We start from the raw sequence: 18,953 nt of genomic DNA on the forward strand, positions 1-18,953 counted from the left end.
GCGGGGCGGGAACGGGGCCGGTCGGCCACCGCGCTGTCAGACGGTCGCGAGATTGGCGTCGACGTCCTCCGACAGCAGCTGATAGACGTTGTACGCCTGCTTGATCACCGGGTGCGCGACGTTGCGGACCGGCACGCCACCGGGCGTACGCCCCCGCTCGCTGCCGTGGTGCGCGTGCCCGTGCAGGGCCAGCGCCGTCGGGGCCGAGTCGATCGCCTGCCCCAGCAGGTACGACCCCAGGAACGGATAGATCTCCAACGGCTCCCCGACCAGCGTCTCGGGCACCGGGGCGTAGTGGGTGAGCGCCACCAGGGCGTCGCAGTCGAGCCCTCTCAGCGCCGCACCGAGACGCTCGGCGATGGCCTCGGTCGTACCCACGAAGTTCTTCATCTCGCGCTCACCGAACGAGCTGGCGCACGCCCCGGCGAACCCGCCGCCGAAGCCCTTGGCCCCGGCGATCCCGAGCCGGTGGCCGTTGATCTCCAGGACGGTGGCGTCACCCTCCAGCACGGTCATCCCGGCGTCGCGCAGCACCTCGCTGAGCGCGTCCTGCTGGTCACTCTGATGGTCGTGGTTGCCGAGCACGACGACGACCGGTACGCCCACGTCGCCGAACTCGGTCGCCATGCACTTGGCCTCCTCGACGGTGCCGTGCCGGGTCAGGTCCCCGGCGATCAGCAACGCGTCGGCGACCCCGGGCAGCTGCTCCAGGGCGGGCCGGTACCGGCCCAGGACGTCCTTGTCGACGTGGACGTCACCCACGGCGGCGATCCGGATCATGAGATCTCCTCCACCTCGCTGGGCGCCGCGGCGCGCACGATGCCAATGTCACAGGCGATCTCCACGTCCGGGAACTTCGCCGTGATCTGCCGGCAGATCTCGTCGCGGCGCTGCGCACTCTCCACCTCCCCACCCAGCACCAGCAGGTGCTCGCGACGCTGCAGGGTGATGCCCTGTTCGGCGACCGCGCCGGTCTCGGTGAGCAGGCGCTGGATCTCCGCCTCCACGTATTCGTCGAGCTGTGGTGTCATCTCAACCCCCCACTGTCAGACGGGCTTCCCCCGGCTGCGAGACCACGTCCAGGCGGTCGAGCAGGACCAGGAAGGCCTCCGCGTACGGCGACTTCGTGGTCTCCTCGCGCACCCGGTCCCAGTCGATCTGCTCCCGCAGGGACCGGGCGACCGGCAGGCCGGTGGCGAAGTCGCAGTAATGCTGGGTGTAGCTCAGCAGCTTGTGCACCATCAGCTGGGTCGCCGACAGCACGGGCATGTTGATCGCCTCGACCGGGCGCATGACGGTGTCACGCAGCGTGGCGTCGGTCACCGGCGATTCGACCGGGCGGTAGATGAGGTCCACCATCCTGCCCTCGTCGAACACCTTGACCAGCCAGTCCTCGGGCGGCTGCTCCACCTCGAAGCCGACCGCGGACAGCTCCTCGAGCGCCCGGGCCTTGTCCTGTTCGCGGATCAGGAAGTCGACGTCGTGATCGCTGGAGTGCCCGCCGTGGGCGTACACCGCGAAGCTGCCGCCGAGCGCGAACGGGACTTCCGCCTGTTTGAGCACGGAGGCGACCCGTTTGAGCGTGTTGACCAGGCCCTCGTCCACCCGGTGCGGCATGGCGGTCTCCCTGCGTCGGTTGGTGTGCGTTTGGCACCTCCGGGTCTACCCCCGGCGGTGCGCCTTCACACCCGGAGCGCGGCTCGGGCCGGAACCGAGCGTGACTGGCCCGGGTACCGTTGGTGGGTATGGTCCCTGACCTCGGTTCCGCCCGCCCCGCTTTCCGTGATGTGTCGTCTCCGGTCACCGCCGTCCGCCCCCTGCGCACGGTGGCGCTGGTCGGCATCGACGGCTCCGGAAAGACCACCCAGGCGCACCAGCTGGCGGCCGCACTGGCCGCCCAGGGCCTGCCCGCGACCTACCGGCGCAACGCCGGAGGCCGCCGCTGGTTCGGCCGCCTCGCCACGGCACTGGGCCGCCGTGACGGCGAGCACCTCCTCGGCCGCAAGACGATGCTCCTGGTCGAGTCCGTACTGCGCTGGCTCGCCATCCTGCGCACGTTGCTGCGTCGCACGGTCACCCGGGAAATCGCGATCATGGACAGGTACGCCGTCTGCCAGTACGCGAGCATCCGCGCGCACGCCAAGACCCCGCGCCCGGAACGGCTGAACCGGGCCGAGCGCCGCGCCCGCCTGGCCTACCGGGTCTTCCCCGAGCCGGACGTGACGTTCCTGCTGGCCGTGGATCCCGCCGTCGCCTACGACCGCATCGAGCGGCGGGGATACGACCACGAGGAGATGGACTACCTGCGCGCCGCCACGGCCGCCTACGAGGCCCTGCCGGAGCACCCCCGCTTCGTGGTCATCGACGCCAACGGCACTCCGGAGCAGGTGCAGCAGGCGCTACTGGCCCACCTGCGGGAGTGGATCCCTGTGGCGGTGCCGGTGGCCGTCCCGGCGCCGCGGGTGCCGGCCGGTTCCCGGCGGCCGGGAGCGATGCTGGTGGCCCACGCCCGGGCGGTGCTGGTGACCGTGGCCACCCTGGCCGCGGTCGCCTCCGTCGTCACGTACCAGCTGGCGGAGGGCTTCTAGGACCGCGTCAGGCCCGGCCGTAGACGGGGATGGCGGCGCCGCTGGTCGGCGCCGAGCCGTCCCCGGCCAGGAAGCCGATCACCTGGGCGATCTCGGCCGGGGTGACCCAGCGCGAGAAGTCGGCGTCCGGTTGGGCGGCCCGGTTGCCCGGGGTGTCGATGACGCTGGGCAGCACGGTGTTGCAGCGCACCCCGCTCTTCCTGTACTCGACGGCGACGGCGTTCGCGAAGGCGAGCACCGCGGCCTTGGCCGTCGCGTAACCGGCCGCGCCGGCGAACGGGGCGACCGCCGCGCGGGACGAGACGCACACCACCGAGCCGCCGCCGGCCGCCACCAGGTGTGGCAGCGCAGCCGCGGTCACGAGGTAGGTGGGGCGCAGGTTGGACCGCAGGATCGCCTCGAAGTCGTCGATCGGCGTCTCGTGCACCGGTCCGCCGCCGGCGTATCCACCGGCCAGATTGACCACCGCGCGCAGTGGCGCGGCCGGCTCGGCAGCCGCGACGGCCATCGCTGCGGCCACGTCTGCGGGTTCGGTCAGCTCCGCCGTGACGGAAACCACATTCTTCGGCAGCCGGTCGGCGCTCCCGCGGATCGGGGCGACCACACGCCAGCCCTGATCGCGCAGTACCTCGAGGACGGCTCCGCCGAGCCCGCCCGCCCCGCCCGTCACCAGCACGCTGCGCTCCATACCGTGAACCGTAACGGTGTGTTTTCTGTCACTACCGACGGGACTCGGTGGAACGGCGCGAGGCGGTCGCCGAACGGCCGTCATCCCCCAGGAGGGTCACCCGTACGGGCGAGTGAACTGCGGCTTGTCGTGCCGCATCGTGGCAGGTGGTCCCGTTCCCGGCCAGCGGCCGGAGCTTCGCCTCGGCGTTTGGGTCAAGCCGGACGGCAACCTGTCGATGCTGGACGTGAACCCAATCGGCTACCAGGCCGTACTGGGTAGTGATGAGCATCGCAGCGGAATCCGTGATGCCCGTCGCTGTGACGAATGAGGGGCCGATGGTGTCATGAAGCGGGCACAGGGTATGCGTCTCATCACGCATCCACCGGCGGGTGCTGCGCCGAATACCTCTGTGAGAGCCCTCTTCAGTAAGTATGCACGCGGCTCTCAGCTGATGCTCAGACACTCGTGACACTTTCGACTCACCAGCCGGAATCAGCGCAGGGCGCCAACTGTTCAGGTATGTGTCAGCACCGCAATGCACGAACTGCGGACGTTACGGGGAGGGCTGATGGACGCAGGTATTGCCCGTAACAGGGTTAGTGAAGGCAATGAGGGGACCGTGGGCAACGTGGAGAAGAACACCGTGATGAGGACCGACCAGGTCGCCGAGGAGCGCGACCTCGTCGGAGTCTACCTGCACGAAATCTCCCGGACGCCGCTGCTGGATGCTGCCAGGGAGGTCGACCTCTCCAAGGCAATCGAGGCCGGCCTCTACGCCGAGCACCTGCTCGACACCGGCGAGGTCCGTCGCGGCGTGAGCCGGGAGGAACTGGAGCGGCTGGTCACCGAGGGCAAGCGGGCGAAGGATCTCTTCATTCGCGCCAACCTGCGACTGGTCGTGTCGATCGCCCGCCGTTACGTGCGCTCGGGCATGCCGATGCTCGACCTCATCCAGGAGGGCAACACCGGCCTGGTGCGCGCCGTGGAGAAGTTCGACTACGAGCGTGGCTACAAGTTCTCGACCTACGCGACGTGGTGGGTCCGCCAGGCCATCAGCCGGGCGATCGCCCAGCAGGAGCGCACCGTGCGCCTGCCCGTGCACCTGGTCGAGGACGTCAACCGGATGCGCAACGTCACCCGCCAGCTCGTCCGCGAGCTCGGCGCCGACCCGGAGCCCGCGCAGGTCGCCGCGGCCCTGGGCGTGACGGTGGAGCGCGTCACCGAGCTGACCCGCTGGGCCCAGGACACCGTCTCCCTGGACACCCCGGTAGGCGACGACGGCGACACCAACCTCGGCGACCTGGTCGCCGACAGCGACGCGCCGTCGCCCGAGGAGATCGTCCTGACCGCGCTGGAGCGTCAGCGCATCGAGGGACTGCTGAACCACCTCGACGACCGGTCGGCGGGCATCATGCGCGCCCGGTACGGCCTCGAGGACGGTCGCGAGCACTCGCTGACCGAGGTGGCGTCGCGCTTCTCGCTCTCCCGGGAGCGCATCCGCCAGCTCGAGATCCAGGCGCTCGGCCGGCTGCGTGAGCTGGCCCGGGCCGAGGGCCTGCAGGCCGCGTAAGGCCGCAACGGCGAAAGGCCGGTGCCCCTTGACGGGGACACCGGCCTTTTCTCGTGCCTGACGACTCAGGTGACCCGGCCGTAGCCGTTCGGAGTCATGATGTCGATCGTGCGCTTCTTGACGGGCTGGCCCGCGCGGGAGGCGTCGATGATCTGACCGCCGCCCACGTAGATGCCGACGTGCTTGTTGGCGCGATAGAAGACCAGATCGCCGGGCTTGAGCTCGGAGCGGGAGATCCGGGCCGTCGCGTTGTACTGCGCCGCGGCATTGTGTGGCAGCGACTTGCCGGCGGTACGCCAGGCGGCGGAGGTCAGACCCGAGCAGTCGTAACCGTTCGGCCCGTCGGCGCCGTAGTCGTACATGACGCCGATCGCGTTGTAGGCGAAGGTGACGGCCTTACCGGCGGAGCCCGCGATGGACGGGATGTTGCCGGTGTACTTGCTGGCCTTCTCGGTGGGCGAGCCGAAGGCGGCGGTGCGCATCGCGTACAGCTTCTTGAGGTCGCCCTCGATCTTCTTCTTGCGCGCGTTGAGCGCCTTGGCCTCGGCTTCTTGCTTCTTCTGGGTCGCCTTCAGTGCGGCCTGGCGCTCGGCGAAGTTCTCCGTGGTCGCGCGGTACTCCGCGATGTCGCGGCCGCGGCTGCGGGAGATCTGCTCGAGGATGCTCATCCGGTCCATGAGGTTGTCCGCGCCCTCGAGCACGACGTTCATGGTGCCGATGTTGCCGGTCTTGTACGCCGACGCCGCGATCGCGTCCATCTGCGTGCCGGCGGCCTCCAGGGCGGCCTTGGCCGGGCCCAGCGACGCGGCGAGCTTCTTCTCCTCGGCCTTGGTCTGCTTCAGGCTGATGTTCATCTTGTTGTACGACTCGACGACGTCCTCGAGCTGGTCGGACGCCTTGTCGATCTTCTTCGTCAGCTCACTCGTCGACGGTTCCGCGTGTGCGGCGGTCGCGGTGGTGCCGGTGATCGCGATCGCCAGGGCGGCAACCACCAGCGCACGGAGCCTCGTGCGGGCGTGTGGCAACGGTTTGTGGCCTTTCTTCCGCTCGGGCCGCCTACCGGGTTAGCTGACGGGTTCGGGGCGGGAAGAAGGCCCCTACCGCTCGCGCGGATTCACCCCGGTGCTGCTTCGGTTGGTTCCCCGGTTCGTCGTGGCGGAGGCGGTGACCGTGGGGGATCGGGTCGCCCGTTTCCGCCGGCGAGGATTCGGCGGCGTTGGCCGGCGCCACCGAGGGTGTGGCTGCGGACCGGACCAACCGCATTAACTTATCGGCGCGCGGCATTAACACAAGAGCCCGAAGAGTGACTTGCGCCAATGATCACAAATAAGAGAATGATCCCGATAACGGCGGGCAACAAAACCGTTCCGCAGCGTTACCTTTTCTCCTCTGCCATGGCCGGCGGGGAAGTGTGCGCCGCCGGCACCCACTTGTGCGAGACGACCCGCTCGGCCCAGAAGGAGAGGAACGGGACCGTGCCGGCCAGCATCACCAGCAGCATCCGGCCCAGCGGCCAGTGCGCCCGGCGGCTCAGGTCGAAGGCGGCCACCAGGTAGACCATGTACAGGAAGCCGTGGAACGGGCCGATGGCGGCCACCACGGTGTCGTTGTCACCCAGGTACTTCAGCGGCATGCCGACCACCACGAGCGCGATGAGGACCACGCCGACGATCCAGGCGATGATCCGGTAGCGGGTGAGGGCTCCCTGCACGGTGCACGTCCTTCTTGAAATCGCTGGAACGGGGCGGTCTGCGCTCAGCCCGCGCTGGTGCGCCGGCCGGGATAGTCGCCCGGCCGGGCACCGGGGTGGGCGGCCAGCCAGCTCAGATAGTCGTTGTAGGCGGCCAGCTCGGGATCGTCCTCGGCGGGCGCCACCGGCGCCACCGGCACGCGGACCGGCCGGCGCACGGTCACCGGGGCATCCTGGCGGGGCACGGACGGCTGCTCCGGCTCGGACTGCGGCTCCGCCGGTGCGTCCTCCTCGGCGGCGCGGGCCGCCCGGCGCTCCTGCTGGACCTCGCGATACCAGATGAACACCACGAAGGCGGCGAACACCGGCCATTCGAAGGTGTAGCCCCAGCTGAGCGAATTACCCCCGGTGGCCCGGCTGAACTGCCACCAGCCCAGGGCCAGGAACCCGGCGACGAGCACGAGCGCCAGGATGTGGCGCGCGATCCACGCGGGGGTCCACAGCCCTTTCATGTCCCTCAGCCTACCGGCGGGTTTGGCGGCGGGACGCACGGGCAACCGTTGCAGCAAGTACTGAGCGACCGAGGAAGGGAGCGCCGTCATGACCGACGCCCGGCTCGACTCCGCCGGCGACGAGACCGTCGTCTCCGAGAACGGCATCGACCCCGCGGGGCTGGCCGACGACGATCTGTTCCGTGAGCTGGCCAGCCTGCACCGCACCCGGCTGCAGACCTTGCGGCACGGCCCGGACGCCGCCCTGGCCAACCATCTGCGGCGGACCGAGGAACTGGAGAGCGCCTACCTGTCCCGGTACCCCGGCCGTGAGATCGACCCCGGCCGGCTCACCCAGGACTTCTGAGAGGAACCCGGATTCCATGATCTCCTCGGTACGCGGCCGGCTGAACCGGCTGCGGCGGGACTACGCACCCCACGAACACCGGCCACTGGACGGCTACGTGGCCACGATGGGGGCGTTCGGACTGCTCGCCGGCAGCCTGGCCGCCGCGGCGAAGCTGACCGCGAAGCCCGTACCGGATCGTCCGGCCACGGCCGACATCGTGCTGATCTCCATCGCGACGCACAAGCTGAGCCGGCTGATCGCCAAGGACGCGATCACCAGCCCGCTGCGCGCGCCGTTCACCCGCTATGCGGCGCCGGCCGGCAGCGGTGAGATCAACGAAGAGGTACGCGACCAGGGCAGCACCCTGCGACACTCCGTCGGCGAACTGCTCAGCTGCCCGTTCTGCCTGGCGGTGTGGGTGGCCACTGGTCTGACCAGTGGCCTGGTCTTCGCGCCCCGGCTGACCCGGTTGGCGGCCACCGTCTTCACCGCGACGGCCGCGTCCGACTTCCTGCAGATGGCGTACACCCTGGCCAAGGAGGCCGCGGAGGGCGAGCACCAGAGCGACGACGAGGATCGCCCGGCGCTGGCCCAGGCGGCCTGACCCGCACACGGAGAAGCCCCCGGCCGCTCGGCCGGGGGCTTTCCTGTTGTTCGGTTCCGGGGGACAGGTCAGGGCGGGCCCTCACGGTCCAGGCCGGACCAGCCGCGCGAGCTCTCTTCCTCGCCCTTCTCGCCCTCGATGACCTCCCGGTCCACCGCGGTGTCGGAGTGCTCCCCGGCGAAGTCGCTGTCGCCGTCCGGTACGGGCTCCTCGTCACCGAAGGCCGGCAGGCGTTCGTTCTGCTGAGTCATCTCGCTCCTTGGTCGGGCATCGAGGTCGTCGGGCATCGACGGGGTCAGGTGTCCAGTGTCCGCAAGGCCTCGGCCGCCTCGTCCTGGGCGTACTCGCCCTCGGGCAGCGCGTCGATGCGGGTCAGTGCGGTGGCGGGCAGATCGGCGGCGATGGCACCGCGCTGCAGATCGGCGCTGCTGAGCCGTTCCTGCCCGCTGTAGGCCTCGTCGAGGTAGTCGTCCAGCACCTGGAAGTCACTCACGACGGTTCGTCTACCCGGGGGCGGGGTCGTCAAACGGTGTGGCCTGAGTCACAACCGCTACCGGAATCGGCGGGCCCGGCCGACGGTTGGATCAGATGTCGGTGTGATCAGTGTCCCCGGGCCTCACCCTTTGCCTTCGCGGAACACCGTTCGGCTGGAGCCGCGTTGAGCCTTTCGCCGAGAGGCGACCTGCACACCGACATCTGCAATTGCGCCGCTCCCGGTCCGCCGGGGGCGGCGCTTTTGCGTGCGGCCGGAGCCTTGATTTCGCGCGCGGCCGGAGTCCCGGGACATCGATCATGATGCAGGTTCGGTTCGCCGTGGCCGGGGTATCCAGCCGCCATGACTGACGACCGGACAGACCAGCGGGCGGCCGACCTGCTGCCCGAGGAACGCAGCGCGGGTGGCAGCAGTGACCCTCGGGCGCAGGCCGAGGCCATTCTCGCCGAGTCGGACGAGCGCGAGGCCGACCTGGAGGCCGCGCCGAGCTCGTTCCTGGAGCATCGATCGTCGGAACAGACGATCACGCCGGGAGACGGCACCCGGTAGTGGACATGACTTTCGTGTTCAGCGAGCCGCATGGCAATGTCGGCCGGATGGCAGCCCCGCAACGAAGCTTCGGGCGCAACGTCTCGCGTCGAGTGCCCGGTTCCGGCATGGCCGCGAGCCCCGATCAGGTCCGCGGCACCGGCCGCCGGCGCACGCCCGCGGCCGTGAAGACCATCTTGGCGGCGCCGGACGCCACCCCTGCTGTGCTCACGGCCGCCGGGGGAGACCAGTCCCCGTTGCGCGCCAACGCCGTCGCCGTCCCCGAAGTCCGGCTCGACCTGCTGCCGCGCGCTGGCACGCCGGGCTCCGCTGCCCCCGGGCCACTGGCCGGGCCGCACCCGGTGGAGCTGGCCGGGCTGTTGCACGAGCTCACTGCGCGGCTGCTCGGCGCCGACGACGTGCCGCAGGCGCTGGACCGGCTGGCCGCCTTCGCGGCCGGTGCCATCCCCGGCACCCTGCGCTGCTCGGTGGCGCTGATCGGCGAGGGCGGCCCGCCGGTCGTCGCGGCCTCCGGCACCGCGGCCAAGGCCCTGGACGACCTGGAGTACGCCGGTGGTGACGGTCCGGGGCTGGAAGCCGCCCGCACCCGGGCCCTCGTGACCGCTTCCGACCTGCAGTCCGACCCGCGCTGGCCGCGGCTGGCCGAGTGCGCGCGGGCCGAAGGGGTGCACAGCGTCGTGGCGATCCCGATGGACGTGCAGCGCTCCTCGGTGGGTGCGCTGAGCCTGTACGTCGCCACGCCGGGCGGCGTCGACCCCGAGGTGCTGCTGACCGCGATGGCGATCGTCAATCAGGCCGAGCTCCTGCTGGGGGAGCTGGGCCGGCGTGAGGGCCTGCGCGAGGGCGCGACGGTCGACCGGGCGGCCGGAGTGATCATCGCCCAGCGCGGCTGCGGCGTGCAGGAGGCCTACACCGTGCTGCGCGAGACCGCCCAGCGCCTCGGCCTGGACCGCCGGGCCGTCGCGGAACGGCTCATCGCGGCGGCCGCCCGCAACGCCGAAGCCTGAGCGGACCTACTTCTCGACGCGCTGGACGACCTCGAACTCCAGCAGACTCGCGCCCGACGCCACCGGGCGGCTGCGCTCACCCGCGTGGGCCGCCCGGCCCGAGCCGGCCGACCAGGCCTGGAAGTCCTCCTCGGTCTCCCAGCGGGTGTAGACGAAGTAGCGGGTCTCGCCGCCGACCGGGCGGAGCAACTCGAAGCCCAGGAAGCCCTTGGCGTTCTCCACCGCGCCCTGCCGGGCGGCGAAGCGCTGCTCCAGCTCGGGGCCGGCACCCTCGGGGACCTCGATCGCGTTGATCTTCACGACTGCCATACCGAGAAGGGTACGAGCGCGGGCTGCGCTCTGAGCTGACCCGCGGCGGAAACCCATGCAAATTCGCTACTGGGCCTCCAGTGTCTTCCGCGGGTCAGCGGGAGCTCTTGGTCTCCACCTCGGGGCCAGCCCCGACCTCGCCGGGCACGCCGTTGCTGTGCTGGGCGGCCAGCGCGTCGTCGGCGCGCTGCTGCTGCGCCGAGCGCTGCGACAGCGGGATCTCCGGCAGGAACAGGACCACGATCAGTCCCAGGATCATGACCGCCGCCGCGAGCAGGAAGACCAGGTGGATACCGTCCGAGAAGCCGACCTTGAACGGGTGTGACACCACGTCGGAGAGCCGGCCGAGGAACGACGTGTCGTTCAGCGCGTCGCCGCTCTGGGCCTGCTGCAGCGTCTGCAACTGGCTCGGGTCGGCCGCGACCGCCTGCTGGAACTCCGGCGTGCCCTGAGCCGACCGGTACGCCGAGTCGATCTTGCCACCGACGACGTTGAACAGCACCGACAGGAAGATCGCCGTGCCCAGCGTGCCGCCCATCGACCGGAAGAAGGTCACCGAGCTGGTGGCCACGCCGATCTCCCGTGGGGAGACCGCGTTCTGCACGGCGGTGATCATCGGCTGCATGTTGCCGCCCAGGCCCAGGCCCATGACCACCATGATCAGCATGGTCTTCCAGAGCGGAGTGTCGGCGCCGATGAGCGAGAACAGCCCGAGCGCGAGGAGCATCAGCGTGCTGCCGATGATCGGGAAGATCCGGTAGCGGCCGGTGCGGGCGATCAGCTGGCCGGCGGTGATCGAGCCGGCCATGATGCCGATTACGAACGGGATCATCTGCAGGCCGGCCTGGGTCGCCGAGGAGCCCTTGACGATCTGCAGGTACAGCGGCACGGTCAGCAGGCCGCCGAACATGGCCATACCGATGATCGTGCTGGAGATGGAGCCGACCGCCACGGTGCGGTTGCGGAACAGCCGCAGCGGCAGCAGCGCCTCGTCCTTGTAGGCCCGCTCGGCCAGGATGAAGCCGACGATGCCGATGAGGCCGATCGCGTAGCAGCCCAGCGCGCGGGGCGAGTCCCAGCCCCAGGTGCGGCCCTGCTCCGCCACGGTCAGCAGGGGCACCAGGCCGACGATCAGCGCGACCGCGCCGGGCCAGTCGATCCGGTGGTCGGTACGGGTGTGCGGCAGGTGCAGCACGCGCGCCACGACCAGCATGGCGGCGATGCCGATCGGCACGTTCAGGTAGAAGATCCAGCGCCAGCCGGTGATGCCCAGGATCGTGTCCTGGCCGGCGAAGAAGCCGCCGAGCAGCGGCCCGATGACGCTGGCGGTGCCGAACACGGCGAGGAAGAAGCCCTGGTACTTGGCGCGCTCGCGGGGCGGCACGATGTCGCCGATGATCGCCAGCGCCATCGACATCAGGCCGCCGGCGCCGATGCCCTGGATCGCCCGGAACGCGGCCAGCTCGTACATGCTCTGCGACATGCCGCAGAGCACCGAGCCGATCACGAAGACGGCGATTGCGAACAGGAAGAAGCCGCGCCGGCCGTAGATGTCGGAGAGCTTGCCGTACAGCGGCGTCGAGATCGTCGAGGTGATCAGGAAGGCCGTGGTGGCCCACGCCTGCAGGTCGAAGCCGCGCAGGTCGTCGGCGATGGTCCGGGTCGCGGTGGCCATGATCGTCTGATCCAGGGCGGCCAGGAACATGCCCATCATCAGGCCGGCCAGGATGGTCAGGATCTGCCGGTGGGTGAATTCCGCCGACGGTTGCCCGGCGCCCGGAACGCCCGCCGCGGGACCCGTCCCCGCGGGGGCGGTGGTGCTGGAGTTACTCACGCGTTCTCCCGTGCTGGTACGGCTGGGTCGCAGCGCACGAGCGCCTCGACGGAGCTGTTGAATTCTTCGAACAGGTCGGCGAACGTACGCACCCGCTCGACCGGCCAGCCGCTGAGGGCCTTGCTGATCAGGGCGTTGCGTGCCTGGTGCAGTTGCAGGCAGGCCGCCAGGCCCTCCTGCGTGATGGCGAGGCGGGACGCGCGGCCGTCGGCCGGGTCGGCCTCCCGGCGGGCGAGGCCGGCCTTGACCAGCTGCGCCGCCTGCCGGCTGACCGTGGACGGGTCCGCGCCCTTGACCTCGGCGAGGTCGGTGACGCGCATCGGGCCCAGGTGCCGGAGCGGGAACAGCAGCATCAACGCGGAGAACTCGGCACCGAAGTCCCCCACGTGGAGCATGCCCTTGGCGCGCGGACCGAGCCGGGCGAATCGCACAAGTTGCTCGGCCAGCTGTCCACCGGCCTTCTCGGCTTCACCGTCGGTCACGGCTGCACCTCCCATCAAGATGCGTGCAGCGTACAACTTGTTGGTTGGTGAAGGCATTTCCGCTTGCGTCACGGGGTGGCGATTGTGGTGCGCATCTCCCAGATGCCGGTGAGCAGCGACTCGCTCTCCTCCAGGGCGGCGGGCACCGGCACGACGTACTCGGCCACGCGGGTGAAGAGCCGCTCCGGGAAATACCCGCGGCCGGGGTCGCCGACCAGGACGCGCGTGCCCCGGCGGCCCGCGCGGCGCAACCGCTCGGCCATCCGGTCGGCGACCGTACGGGTATAGAAGACGTCACCGGCCAGGATCACATCGGCGGCCACGTCCGAGTCGGCTATGTCCAGCGCCCGGGTGCCGACCGTGACGCCGTTGGCGGACGCATTGCGGGCGGCCGCGGCCACCGCCAGCGGATCGACGTCCAGCGCCGTCACTTCCGAGGCGCCCGCCTTGGCCGCGGCGATCGCCGCCACGCCCGATCCCGACGCCACGTCGAGCACTGTGCGGCCCCGCACGAGCTCGGGATGGTCCAGGACGTGCCGGGCCAGGGCCTGGCCACCGGCCCAGACGAACAACCAGAACGGCGGCGGCACGTCACTGCTGAACGCGCCGCCGGTCCCGTCGAACAACCCCACCCGGCCGTCGGCCAGGTGCAGCGAGATCTCCGGAGCCAGGGGTACGGGCAGCAGCGTCGTCTCCACGGCGGGGATTCTTCGCCCTTACCGCCTCAGGTGCAGGTTATTTGACCTGCGTCACAGATCGCCGGTCAGGCGGCCAGTTCCGCGGCCCGGCGCAGCAGCCCGCTCACCGACTCCGGCCGGTGCTCCTCGCCGGCAGCGGCCAGAACCGCGGTGACCGCCAGCTCCAGCGGAGTACCCGTGCCGTCCTCGCGCAGCAACTCCAGGAACAGCGCCCGCGTCCGGCTCGACGGCTCCACGCCCAGCCCCTCGGCCAGCTCCCGCCGGCACCGGTCGTACGCCCGCAGCGCCGCCACCCGGTCCCCGGTCAGCCGGTGCGCGGCCATCGCGATCGCCCAGCCGCGCTCGGCCACCGGATCCAGCCCCACCGCCCGGTCGGCCAGGGCGAGTGCCTCCCGCGGGTCGCCGGCCGTGAGTGCGTGGCCACCGGCGTCCAGCAGCGTCGCCACCAGCCGGGCCCGGTACCGCTCGCGGGCCTGGTTCGCCCAGTCGTGCTGCTCGACGTCCTCCAGCAGCGGGCGGGCGGCCACGTGGGCCGCGGCGGTCAGCGGGCGCAGGGCCCGGCCGGCCGTACGGCCCGAGGCCGCGGCGACCAGCTCGTCGAAGCGGGCGACGTCGACGCGGACCTGATCGGCCACGAGGGCATAGCCCCCGTTGCGCGTGGTGATCACGGAGTCACGCGTCTGCCCGTCCGGGTCGAGGCGATGGCGCAAAAGGGACACATAACTCTCCACCGTGGCCTGATGGTTGGCCGGCGGCCGCCCGCCCCAGAGCAGTTCGGCCAGCTCAGCCTTGTGCAGGTCGCCACGCAGGGCGAGCAGTGCGAGGATGTGGCGGGGCTTGACGCCGCCGAAGTCGCGACCGGTCAGGCGTACGCCCCGGGTGCGGACCTCGAGTCGGCCGAAGAGCTGGATGTCGTACATGGCGTAAGACCCTGTACGGGCGACGGTCACGCGACAAGCGTCCGCCGCGTCGTTTGGCACCCCGAAAGCGAGGGGTGGGCTCCACCGAAGATACGAGTTATGGCGGCCGCTCGGACTCATCCCGTCGGCGCGCGTACCGAGCGATCGACGTGGCTCGCAGGTGCTGTCCGACTGTTGGTACGCCTTGGCTTCCGGCGCGGGACACATAGACTTCCAGCGCTGGCGGATCAGGAGGCATGAATGGGCGAGGCGATCACGGTGCTCGTGGTGGACGGGCATCAGACGTTCGCCGAGTTGCTCGGTGTGGCGTTGGCCGGGCAACCGGACCTGCGCTACGTCGGGCATGCGCGGACCGGCGAGCAGGCTATCCGGCTCGTGCAGGAGTTGCGGCCGAATGTGGTGCTGATGGATCCGGACCTTCCGGACGCGGACGGGATAGCGATCGCCGAGCTGCTGCGGCATCGCCAGCCCGACACCCGTTTTGTCGTCCTGACGGCGAACAACGAGTCCGCCCTGGTGGGGCGGGCGACCGCGGCCGGTGCCTCGGGCTTCCTGTCGAAGAACGGGCCGCTGGGCGACGTGCTCAACGCCGTGCACACCGCGCACGGCGGCGGCATGACCGTGTCGACCGACATCCTGGCGCGGCTGCTGCGCAGCACCACCCCGGTGGTCGGGCCGCGCGCCGGTGGACTGACCGCGCGCGAGCACGAGGTGCTGGTGCTGATGGGCTCCGGGCTGGACCCGCGGGCCATCGCCCGGCGGCTCGGCATCAGCGTGCACACGTGCCGCGGCTATGTGAAGGCCGTGCTGGGCAAGCTCGGTGCCCACAGCCAGCTGGAGGCCGTTGCGGTGGCCACCCGGCGCGGGCTGCTGAGCCCCGACCGCCATAACGGAGAGTAATTCACGCTCGTACTCATCCGTTAAGCCGCGGGATCCGTACTTCTCGCCGGAGCGCTGTCGAAGACTGTCGGCGCCGGCGCGAGTTGGAGGACATCGCGTGGAACGTTCGATCGCCGATTCGTCCGATGTGTCCGTCGCGTTGGCGGAACTCGCGTCGACCTCGGGTGCCGACTGGGCCAACCGTGACAACGAATCGCTCTACCGCCGGACCGAGGGCGATCCGGCACCCTACCGGCGACCCCCCGCTGTGAACTCGTTCCGTGACGATGCTGATGAGGAAGACATGGCCGACTCCCCGAGCTGGAGTGCCTTCGGGTCACCCCGTACCGCTTCCTCAGCCCCGGACCCCGTCGCGGACCCGCCGGAGCCCGAGTACGGCCCGGCCCCGCCCGCGGGTCCCGGCCGCGCCTCCTTCGGTTTCACCGCCGGTCCGATCAGCGGCAACCACACCGGCAGCCACGCCACCATCGGCAGCCCGCGCAGCCATCCCGCGCCCGTCTCCGGCGCGCCCTTCCTGCCGCCGCCCGCGGGCCCGCCGCCGTACCCCGTCCGGTCGATGACCGGCGAGCAGCCGCCGGTGCCGGCCCGGCCGGCGCGCACCGCGCCGCCGGTGCAGCAGGACGAGGGCATCGGTGACTTCATCGGCGGTCCCGGCCGCGAGATCCGCCCGCACCGGGCCGCCCGCCACCCGCACTCGGCCGCCGAGCAGCAACTGCTCGCCGAGCCGGCGCCGCGCGGCCGCGGCGTGCTGGTCGCCGGTCTCGTGCTGGGCCTCGCCGTGCTGCTCGGCGCCACCGTCGCGGGCGTCAGCTACTTCTCCGGCGCCGACAAGGGCCTCACGTCGGTGCTCGAGCTCGGCGCCGGCAACTCCGGCGACCTGACCGCGACGGCCCCCCTCGACGGCCGCACAGCGGCGTCGTTCGAGCTGTCCACGGCCGTCACCAAGGTCAGCGTGCGCAGCGAGGACCTCGGCGACGACCTCTACCGGATCTCCACCGCCGAGGACGCCGGCCTCATCCCGAAGCCCGTGCTGGCGCAGGACCGCGTGCAGCTGAGCCTGGTCCCGGACGGCGACGGCACCACCGGAGCCGTCGAGGTGGTGCTCACCTCGAAGGTGACGTGGAACCTGCGCTTCGCCGGCGCCACCGACGAGCAGCGCATCGACTTCACCGGGGGCGAGGTCGGCGGCATCGACCTGGTCGCCGGCTCCCGGGTCACCGAGATCGCCCTGCCCCGGCCGGCCGGCACGGTCGAGCTGAAGGTCACCGGCGCGGTCGACGAGCTGTCGCTGACCTCCCCGGCGGGCAACCCGGTCCGGGTGCAGATGCAGGGCGGGGCGAAGACGGTCGCGGCGGGCACCCGTACGCTGCGCGACGTCAAGCCGGGATCGACCCTGACGCCGAAGGGCTGGACCACCAACAACCGCTACGACGTGACCGCGCAGGCCCGGGTCACGCTGCTCTCCGTCGAAACGGTGAAGTAGCGCGCCCCGGGCGTGCGGCTCAGAGAACCCGGAGCCGCACGGTCTGGCTCATGCCGCGCAGCTGGTCCAGCACGTCGGCGCTGTAGTTGCCGCTGATGTCGGTGATCAGGTAGCCGTACTCGCCGCGGGTGCTCAGCAGCTGGCCCTCGACGTTCACGTGGTGCTCGGCCAGGATGCTGTTCACCTGGGCCAGCACGCCCGGCATGTTCAGGTGCACGTGGATGACGCGGCTCATGTCCGTGCCGGCCGGCAGGGCGACACTGGGCAGGTTCACGCTCAGCGTGGTGTTGCCCTCCTGCACGAAGTGCACGAGCTTGTTGGCCACGAAGTCACCGATGTCGGACTGGGCCTCCTCGGTGGACCCGCCGATGTGCGGGGTGAGGATGACGTTCGGCAGGCCGCGCAGCTCCGAGACGAACTCGTCACCGCGGCCCTTCGGCTCCTTGGGGAAGACGTCGACGGCCGCGCCGGCGAGGTGCCCGCTGGTCAGGGCGTCGCGCAGGGCCACGTGGTCGACCACGATGCCGCGCGAGAGGTTGAGGAAGATCGCCCCGGGCCGCATCCGGCCGAACTGCTCGGCGCCGAAGAACCCGGCGTTGCCCGGACGCCCGTCGACGTGCAGCGTCACCACGTCCGAGCTCTCCAGCAGCTCGTCGAGGCTGGCGCAGCGCTGGGCGTTGCCGAGGGCGAGCTTGTCGGCGGTGTCGTAGAAGGACACGTGCATGCCGAGATTCTCCGCGAGCACGGAGAGCTGGGTGCCGATGTTGCCGTACCCGATGATGCCGAGGCGGCGGCCGCGGACCTCGTGGCTGCCGGCGGCGGCCTTGTCCCACACGCCCTGGTGCATGAGGTTGTTCTTCTCGGTGAGCCGGCGGGTCATCGCGATGATCTCGGCCAGGGCCAGCTCGACCACGGAGCGGGTGTTGGAGAACGGCGCGTTGAACACGGCGATGCCGGCCTGGGACGCGCCGGCCAGGTCGATCTGGTCGGTGCCGATACAGAACGCGCCGATCGCGACCAGGCTGTCGGCGGCCTCCAGCACCTTCGCCGTCACCCGGGTCTTGGACCGGATGCCGAGCAGGGCCACCCCCGGGATGCGCTCGGCCAGCTCGACCTCGTCGAGGGCGCCCGCGACGGACTCGACCTGGTAACCCTCTGCCTCGAGCCGGGACACCGCGTCCGGGTGGATGCTCTCGAGCAGCAGGACTCGCACCTTGGGTTGGTCGATCATCACTTTCCGTTCCATGTCGGATTCTGGTGCACGTGGAAGGGGGACCGTCCGGGCCGCCACGCCGAAGCCCAGGTCAGGCGTACCAGCCTAATGCCCCGGATTGCCCGCCCCGGGCCGGTGTGCCGCAGCTCCCATCTGGCGGTCACCCGTCACCGCGGGCTCAGCCGGCGATGCGCCGCCGCAGCCAGGGCAGCACCGCGTCGGCGTGGGCGCGCTGGAACTCCCGGACGTGCGGGATGCCCGGCGAGGGGTGCCGGGAGCGTTCCAGGAAGTCGCCGGTGAAGCCCGCGATGACGGCGGTCGCCGTCCGCGGGTCGATCCCGGCCAGCAGCCGGTCACCCGGGCCGCCGTGCACCAGCACGTTCATCGCCAGCAGGACGGTGTCCAGCCAGGCCGGTCCGACGCACCCGTACGGCCAGTCCACGACGACGACCGAGCCGTCCGGGCGTACCAGAAGATTGTCGGCCCGGATGTCGCAGTGCGCGAGAGTGTCCCCGGTCGCGACCGCGGCCAGGCCCCGGTCCGCCGCCGCTCGCAGGTCGTCGAGGTGGGCGGCCACCCACGGGTCGAGATCGGGCAGCGGATCGGCGGCGATCCGGGCCCAGCCGCCGAAGCACTGCGCCAGGTGCTGCCCGGCGGTCGGAACGCCGGTCACCGGCGACGGCGTGACGGCCGCGGCGAGCTCCCGCAACGCGTGCACGGCGGCCCGGATCTCGTCCTCGACCCACGGGGTACGCGGATGCCGGCCCTCGACGTCCTCGTGGATCAGCACCACCCACTCGCCGTCGTCGAGAGCCGCGAGCAGCTGTGGCACGGGCGCCTCCGCGGGCATCCGTGCGGTGACGTGCGCCTCGGCGCGGGCCAGCTCGACCGACCGGGTGTTCAGGCCGGTGCTGACGGCCTTGACGAAGGCCCGCCGGCCGTCCGCGGTGATCACTCTGTCGGCCGTCCCGGGCGAGAACCCGCCCGACTGCGAGGCGGCGTGCACGACCGGCCCGCCGATCGCCGCCTCGACCTTCTCCCGGATCCGCTCGGGCAGATCCGCCCAGCCGATCCGCACTCCGTACGTCTGGATCATCCCATCG

Annotated in this window: 24 protein-coding genes and 1 riboswitch; of the genes, 8 read left to right on the forward strand and 16 right to left on the reverse strand. The window is 71.0% G+C overall.

Translation table 11 applies throughout. The features are described 5' to 3' along the window. Window positions 1-36 precede the first annotated feature (36 nt). From Aau02nite_RS18515 to Aau02nite_RS18525, 3 genes are read right to left on the reverse strand one after another with little or no spacing between them, the layout of a single operon-like run. Window positions 37-780, reverse strand: a complete 744-nt coding sequence (locus Aau02nite_RS18515) for a metallophosphoesterase family protein (protein ID WP_212989704.1) — start codon at window positions 778-780, stop codon at window positions 37-39. Beyond that, window positions 777-1,031 (reverse strand): hypothetical protein, encoded by a 255-nt coding sequence (locus Aau02nite_RS18520; protein WP_212989706.1) that lies wholly within the window; start codon window positions 1,029-1,031, stop codon window positions 777-779. The genes Aau02nite_RS18515 and Aau02nite_RS18520 overlap by 4 nt, the downstream gene beginning before the upstream one ends. A gap of 1 nt (window position 1,032) precedes the next feature. Beyond that, on the reverse strand, window positions 1,033-1,617 hold the full coding sequence (locus Aau02nite_RS18525; protein WP_212989708.1) for a nucleotidyltransferase: 585 nt from the start codon (window positions 1,615-1,617) through the stop codon (window positions 1,033-1,035). Window positions 1,618-1,745: 128 nt separating this feature from the next. On the opposite strand from Aau02nite_RS18525, the gene Aau02nite_RS18530 reads away from it, so the two are divergent. Further along, the gene (locus tag Aau02nite_RS18530; protein ID WP_212989710.1) at window positions 1,746-2,588 is read left to right on the forward strand and encodes a nucleoside/nucleotide kinase family protein; all 843 of its coding nucleotides are present in this window, start codon (window positions 1,746-1,748) and stop codon (window positions 2,586-2,588) included. 7 nt (window positions 2,589-2,595) lie between these two features. On the opposite strand, the gene Aau02nite_RS18535 is transcribed toward Aau02nite_RS18530, so the two are convergent. Then, window positions 2,596-3,276 carry an SDR family NAD(P)-dependent oxidoreductase gene (locus Aau02nite_RS18535; RefSeq protein ID WP_212989712.1) on the reverse strand — a complete coding sequence of 227 codons (681 nt, stop codon included), beginning with the start codon at window positions 3,274-3,276 and terminating at the stop codon, window positions 2,596-2,598. A gap of 550 nt (window positions 3,277-3,826) precedes the next feature. On the opposite strand from Aau02nite_RS18535, the gene Aau02nite_RS18540 reads away from it, so the two are divergent. Further along, window positions 3,827-4,828 (forward strand): sigma-70 family RNA polymerase sigma factor, encoded by a 1,002-nt coding sequence (locus tag Aau02nite_RS18540; RefSeq protein ID WP_041840672.1) that lies wholly within the window; start codon window positions 3,827-3,829, stop codon window positions 4,826-4,828. Window positions 4,829-4,893: 65 nt separating this feature from the next. On the opposite strand, the gene Aau02nite_RS18545 is transcribed toward Aau02nite_RS18540, so the two are convergent. The 3 genes from Aau02nite_RS18545 to Aau02nite_RS18555 all read right to left on the reverse strand — a co-directional run bounded on the left by Aau02nite_RS18545 (window position 4,894) and on the right by Aau02nite_RS18555 (window position 7,030). Then, window positions 4,894-5,820: a C40 family peptidase gene (locus Aau02nite_RS18545; RefSeq protein ID WP_246595255.1), complete on the reverse strand. Its 927-nt coding sequence runs from the start codon at window positions 5,818-5,820 to the stop codon at window positions 4,894-4,896. Window positions 5,821-5,867: 47 nt separating this feature from the next. Beyond that, window positions 5,868-6,002: riboswitch (cyclic di-AMP (ydaO/yuaA leader) on the reverse strand. Between the two features lie 201 nt (window positions 6,003-6,203). Then, window positions 6,204-6,539 carry a DUF3817 domain-containing protein gene (locus Aau02nite_RS18550; RefSeq protein WP_212989714.1) on the reverse strand — a complete coding sequence of 112 codons (336 nt, stop codon included), beginning with the start codon at window positions 6,537-6,539 and terminating at the stop codon, window positions 6,204-6,206. A 44-nt stretch (window positions 6,540-6,583) separates the two neighbouring features. Beyond that, entirely contained in the window at window positions 6,584-7,030 is a 447-nt protein-coding gene (locus tag Aau02nite_RS18555) for a hypothetical protein (RefSeq protein ID WP_212989716.1), read from the reverse strand. A gap of 88 nt (window positions 7,031-7,118) precedes the next feature. Between Aau02nite_RS18555 and Aau02nite_RS18560 the strand changes: the two genes are divergently transcribed. Both Aau02nite_RS18560 and Aau02nite_RS18565 read left to right on the forward strand, forming a co-directional pair. Beyond that, a complete protein-coding gene (locus Aau02nite_RS18560; RefSeq protein ID WP_212989718.1) occupies window positions 7,119-7,376 on the forward strand; it encodes a DUF6158 family protein in 258 nt (85 codons plus the stop codon). Window positions 7,377-7,392: 16 nt separating this feature from the next. Continuing rightward, entirely contained in the window at window positions 7,393-7,962 is a 570-nt protein-coding gene (locus Aau02nite_RS18565) for a DUF1360 domain-containing protein (protein WP_438841149.1), read from the forward strand. Window positions 7,963-8,030: 68 nt separating this feature from the next. Here the strand turns inward: Aau02nite_RS18565 and Aau02nite_RS18570 are convergent, their stop codons facing one another. Both Aau02nite_RS18570 and Aau02nite_RS18575 read right to left on the reverse strand, forming a co-directional pair. After that, window positions 8,031-8,213, reverse strand: a complete 183-nt coding sequence (locus tag Aau02nite_RS18570) for a hypothetical protein (RefSeq protein ID WP_212989720.1) — start codon at window positions 8,211-8,213, stop codon at window positions 8,031-8,033. Window positions 8,214-8,257: 44 nt separating this feature from the next. After that, the gene (locus tag Aau02nite_RS18575) at window positions 8,258-8,455 is read right to left on the reverse strand and encodes a hypothetical protein (RefSeq protein ID WP_246595256.1); all 198 of its coding nucleotides are present in this window, start codon (window positions 8,453-8,455) and stop codon (window positions 8,258-8,260) included. 342 nt (window positions 8,456-8,797) lie between these two features. Here Aau02nite_RS18575 and Aau02nite_RS18580 point away from each other — a divergent pair, with 342 nt between their 5' ends. Further along, window positions 8,798-9,004: a hypothetical protein gene (locus Aau02nite_RS18580; protein WP_212989724.1), complete on the forward strand. Its 207-nt coding sequence runs from the start codon at window positions 8,798-8,800 to the stop codon at window positions 9,002-9,004. Between the two features lie 107 nt (window positions 9,005-9,111). Further along, window positions 9,112-10,011 carry a GAF and ANTAR domain-containing protein gene (locus tag Aau02nite_RS18585; protein ID WP_212989726.1) on the forward strand — a complete coding sequence of 300 codons (900 nt, stop codon included), beginning with the start codon at window positions 9,112-9,114 and terminating at the stop codon, window positions 10,009-10,011. A 6-nt stretch (window positions 10,012-10,017) separates the two neighbouring features. Here Aau02nite_RS18585 and Aau02nite_RS18590 read toward each other — a convergent pair whose 3' ends face one another. The 5 genes from Aau02nite_RS18590 to Aau02nite_RS18610 form a co-directional block, all read right to left on the reverse strand. Beyond that, window positions 10,018-10,320: an antibiotic biosynthesis monooxygenase family protein gene (locus Aau02nite_RS18590; protein WP_212989728.1), complete on the reverse strand. Its 303-nt coding sequence runs from the start codon at window positions 10,318-10,320 to the stop codon at window positions 10,018-10,020. Between the two features lie 94 nt (window positions 10,321-10,414). Further along, window positions 10,415-12,154 (reverse strand): MDR family MFS transporter, encoded by a 1,740-nt coding sequence (locus tag Aau02nite_RS18595; protein WP_212989730.1) that lies wholly within the window; start codon window positions 12,152-12,154, stop codon window positions 10,415-10,417. Then, entirely contained in the window at window positions 12,151-12,636 is a 486-nt protein-coding gene (locus tag Aau02nite_RS18600; RefSeq protein WP_246595257.1) for a MarR family winged helix-turn-helix transcriptional regulator, read from the reverse strand. Before Aau02nite_RS18600 ends, Aau02nite_RS18595 begins: the two co-directional genes overlap by 4 nt. Window positions 12,637-12,704: 68 nt before the next feature. Further along, window positions 12,705-13,334: a class I SAM-dependent methyltransferase gene (locus tag Aau02nite_RS18605; protein WP_212989734.1), complete on the reverse strand. Its 630-nt coding sequence runs from the start codon at window positions 13,332-13,334 to the stop codon at window positions 12,705-12,707. Window positions 13,335-13,399: 65 nt separating this feature from the next. Beyond that, entirely contained in the window at window positions 13,400-14,284 is an 885-nt protein-coding gene (locus Aau02nite_RS18610; RefSeq protein WP_212989735.1) for an AfsR/SARP family transcriptional regulator, read from the reverse strand. Window positions 14,285-14,494: 210 nt separating this feature from the next. On the opposite strand from Aau02nite_RS18610, the gene Aau02nite_RS18615 reads away from it, so the two are divergent. Together Aau02nite_RS18615 and Aau02nite_RS18620 are read left to right on the forward strand one after the other, a co-directional pair. Next, a complete protein-coding gene (locus Aau02nite_RS18615; protein ID WP_212989737.1) occupies window positions 14,495-15,154 on the forward strand; it encodes a response regulator in 660 nt (219 codons plus the stop codon). Window positions 15,155-15,437: 283 nt separating this feature from the next. Next, complete coding sequence (locus tag Aau02nite_RS18620) at window positions 15,438-16,637, forward strand: hypothetical protein (RefSeq protein ID WP_212989739.1); 1,200 nt, start codon at window positions 15,438-15,440, stop codon at window positions 16,635-16,637. 19 nt (window positions 16,638-16,656) lie between these two features. Here Aau02nite_RS18620 and serA read toward each other — a convergent pair whose 3' ends face one another. After that, complete coding sequence (gene serA, locus Aau02nite_RS18625) at window positions 16,657-17,883, reverse strand: phosphoglycerate dehydrogenase (RefSeq protein WP_246595258.1); 1,227 nt, start codon at window positions 17,881-17,883, stop codon at window positions 16,657-16,659. A gap of 145 nt (window positions 17,884-18,028) precedes the next feature. Continuing rightward, window positions 18,029-18,946 (reverse strand): aminoglycoside phosphotransferase/kinase family protein, encoded by a 918-nt coding sequence (locus tag Aau02nite_RS18630; protein ID WP_212989741.1) that lies wholly within the window; start codon window positions 18,944-18,946, stop codon window positions 18,029-18,031. Between the last annotated feature and the right edge of the window lie 7 nt (window positions 18,947-18,953).

Source organism: Actinoplanes auranticolor (genome assembly GCF_018332655.1).
Taxonomy (GTDB): Bacteria; Actinomycetota; Actinomycetes; order Mycobacteriales; family Micromonosporaceae; genus Actinoplanes; species Actinoplanes auranticolor.

Bases quoted from the DNA above. Each gene is read 5' to 3' on its own strand.
- Aau02nite_RS18515 (WP_212989704.1), bottom strand. From the start codon at position 780: ATGATCCGGATCGCCGCCGTGGGTGACGTCCACGTCGACAAGGACGTC.
- Aau02nite_RS18520 (WP_212989706.1), bottom strand. From the start codon at position 1,031: ATGACACCACAGCTCGACGAATACGTGGAGGCGGAGATCCAGCGCCTG.
- Aau02nite_RS18525 (WP_212989708.1), bottom strand. From the start codon at position 1,617: ATGCCGCACCGGGTGGACGAGGGCCTGGTCAACACGCTCAAACGGGTC.
- Aau02nite_RS18530 (WP_212989710.1), top strand. From the start codon at position 1,746: ATGGTCCCTGACCTCGGTTCCGCCCGCCCCGCTTTCCGTGATGTGTCG.
- Aau02nite_RS18535 (WP_212989712.1), bottom strand. From the start codon at position 3,276: ATGGAGCGCAGCGTGCTGGTGACGGGCGGGGCGGGCGGGCTCGGCGGA.
- Aau02nite_RS18540 (WP_041840672.1), top strand. From the start codon at position 3,827: ATGGACGCAGGTATTGCCCGTAACAGGGTTAGTGAAGGCAATGAGGGG.
- Aau02nite_RS18555 (WP_212989716.1), bottom strand. From the start codon at position 7,030: ATGAAAGGGCTGTGGACCCCCGCGTGGATCGCGCGCCACATCCTGGCG.
- Aau02nite_RS18560 (WP_212989718.1), top strand. From the start codon at position 7,119: ATGACCGACGCCCGGCTCGACTCCGCCGGCGACGAGACCGTCGTCTCC.
- Aau02nite_RS18565 (WP_438841149.1), top strand. From the start codon at position 7,393: ATGATCTCCTCGGTACGCGGCCGGCTGAACCGGCTGCGGCGGGACTAC.
- Aau02nite_RS18570 (WP_212989720.1), bottom strand. From the start codon at position 8,213: ATGACTCAGCAGAACGAACGCCTGCCGGCCTTCGGTGACGAGGAGCCC.
- Aau02nite_RS18580 (WP_212989724.1), top strand. From the start codon at position 8,798: ATGACTGACGACCGGACAGACCAGCGGGCGGCCGACCTGCTGCCCGAG.
- Aau02nite_RS18585 (WP_212989726.1), top strand. From the start codon at position 9,112: ATGGCCGCGAGCCCCGATCAGGTCCGCGGCACCGGCCGCCGGCGCACG.
- Aau02nite_RS18590 (WP_212989728.1), bottom strand. From the start codon at position 10,320: ATGGCAGTCGTGAAGATCAACGCGATCGAGGTCCCCGAGGGTGCCGGC.
- Aau02nite_RS18615 (WP_212989737.1), top strand. From the start codon at position 14,495: ATGGGCGAGGCGATCACGGTGCTCGTGGTGGACGGGCATCAGACGTTC.
- Aau02nite_RS18620 (WP_212989739.1), top strand. From the start codon at position 15,438: ATGGCCGACTCCCCGAGCTGGAGTGCCTTCGGGTCACCCCGTACCGCT.
- serA (WP_246595258.1), bottom strand. From the start codon at position 17,883: ATGGAACGGAAAGTGATGATCGACCAACCCAAGGTGCGAGTCCTGCTG.
- Aau02nite_RS18630 (WP_212989741.1), bottom strand. From the start codon at position 18,946: ATGATCCAGACGTACGGAGTGCGGATCGGCTGGGCGGATCTGCCCGAG.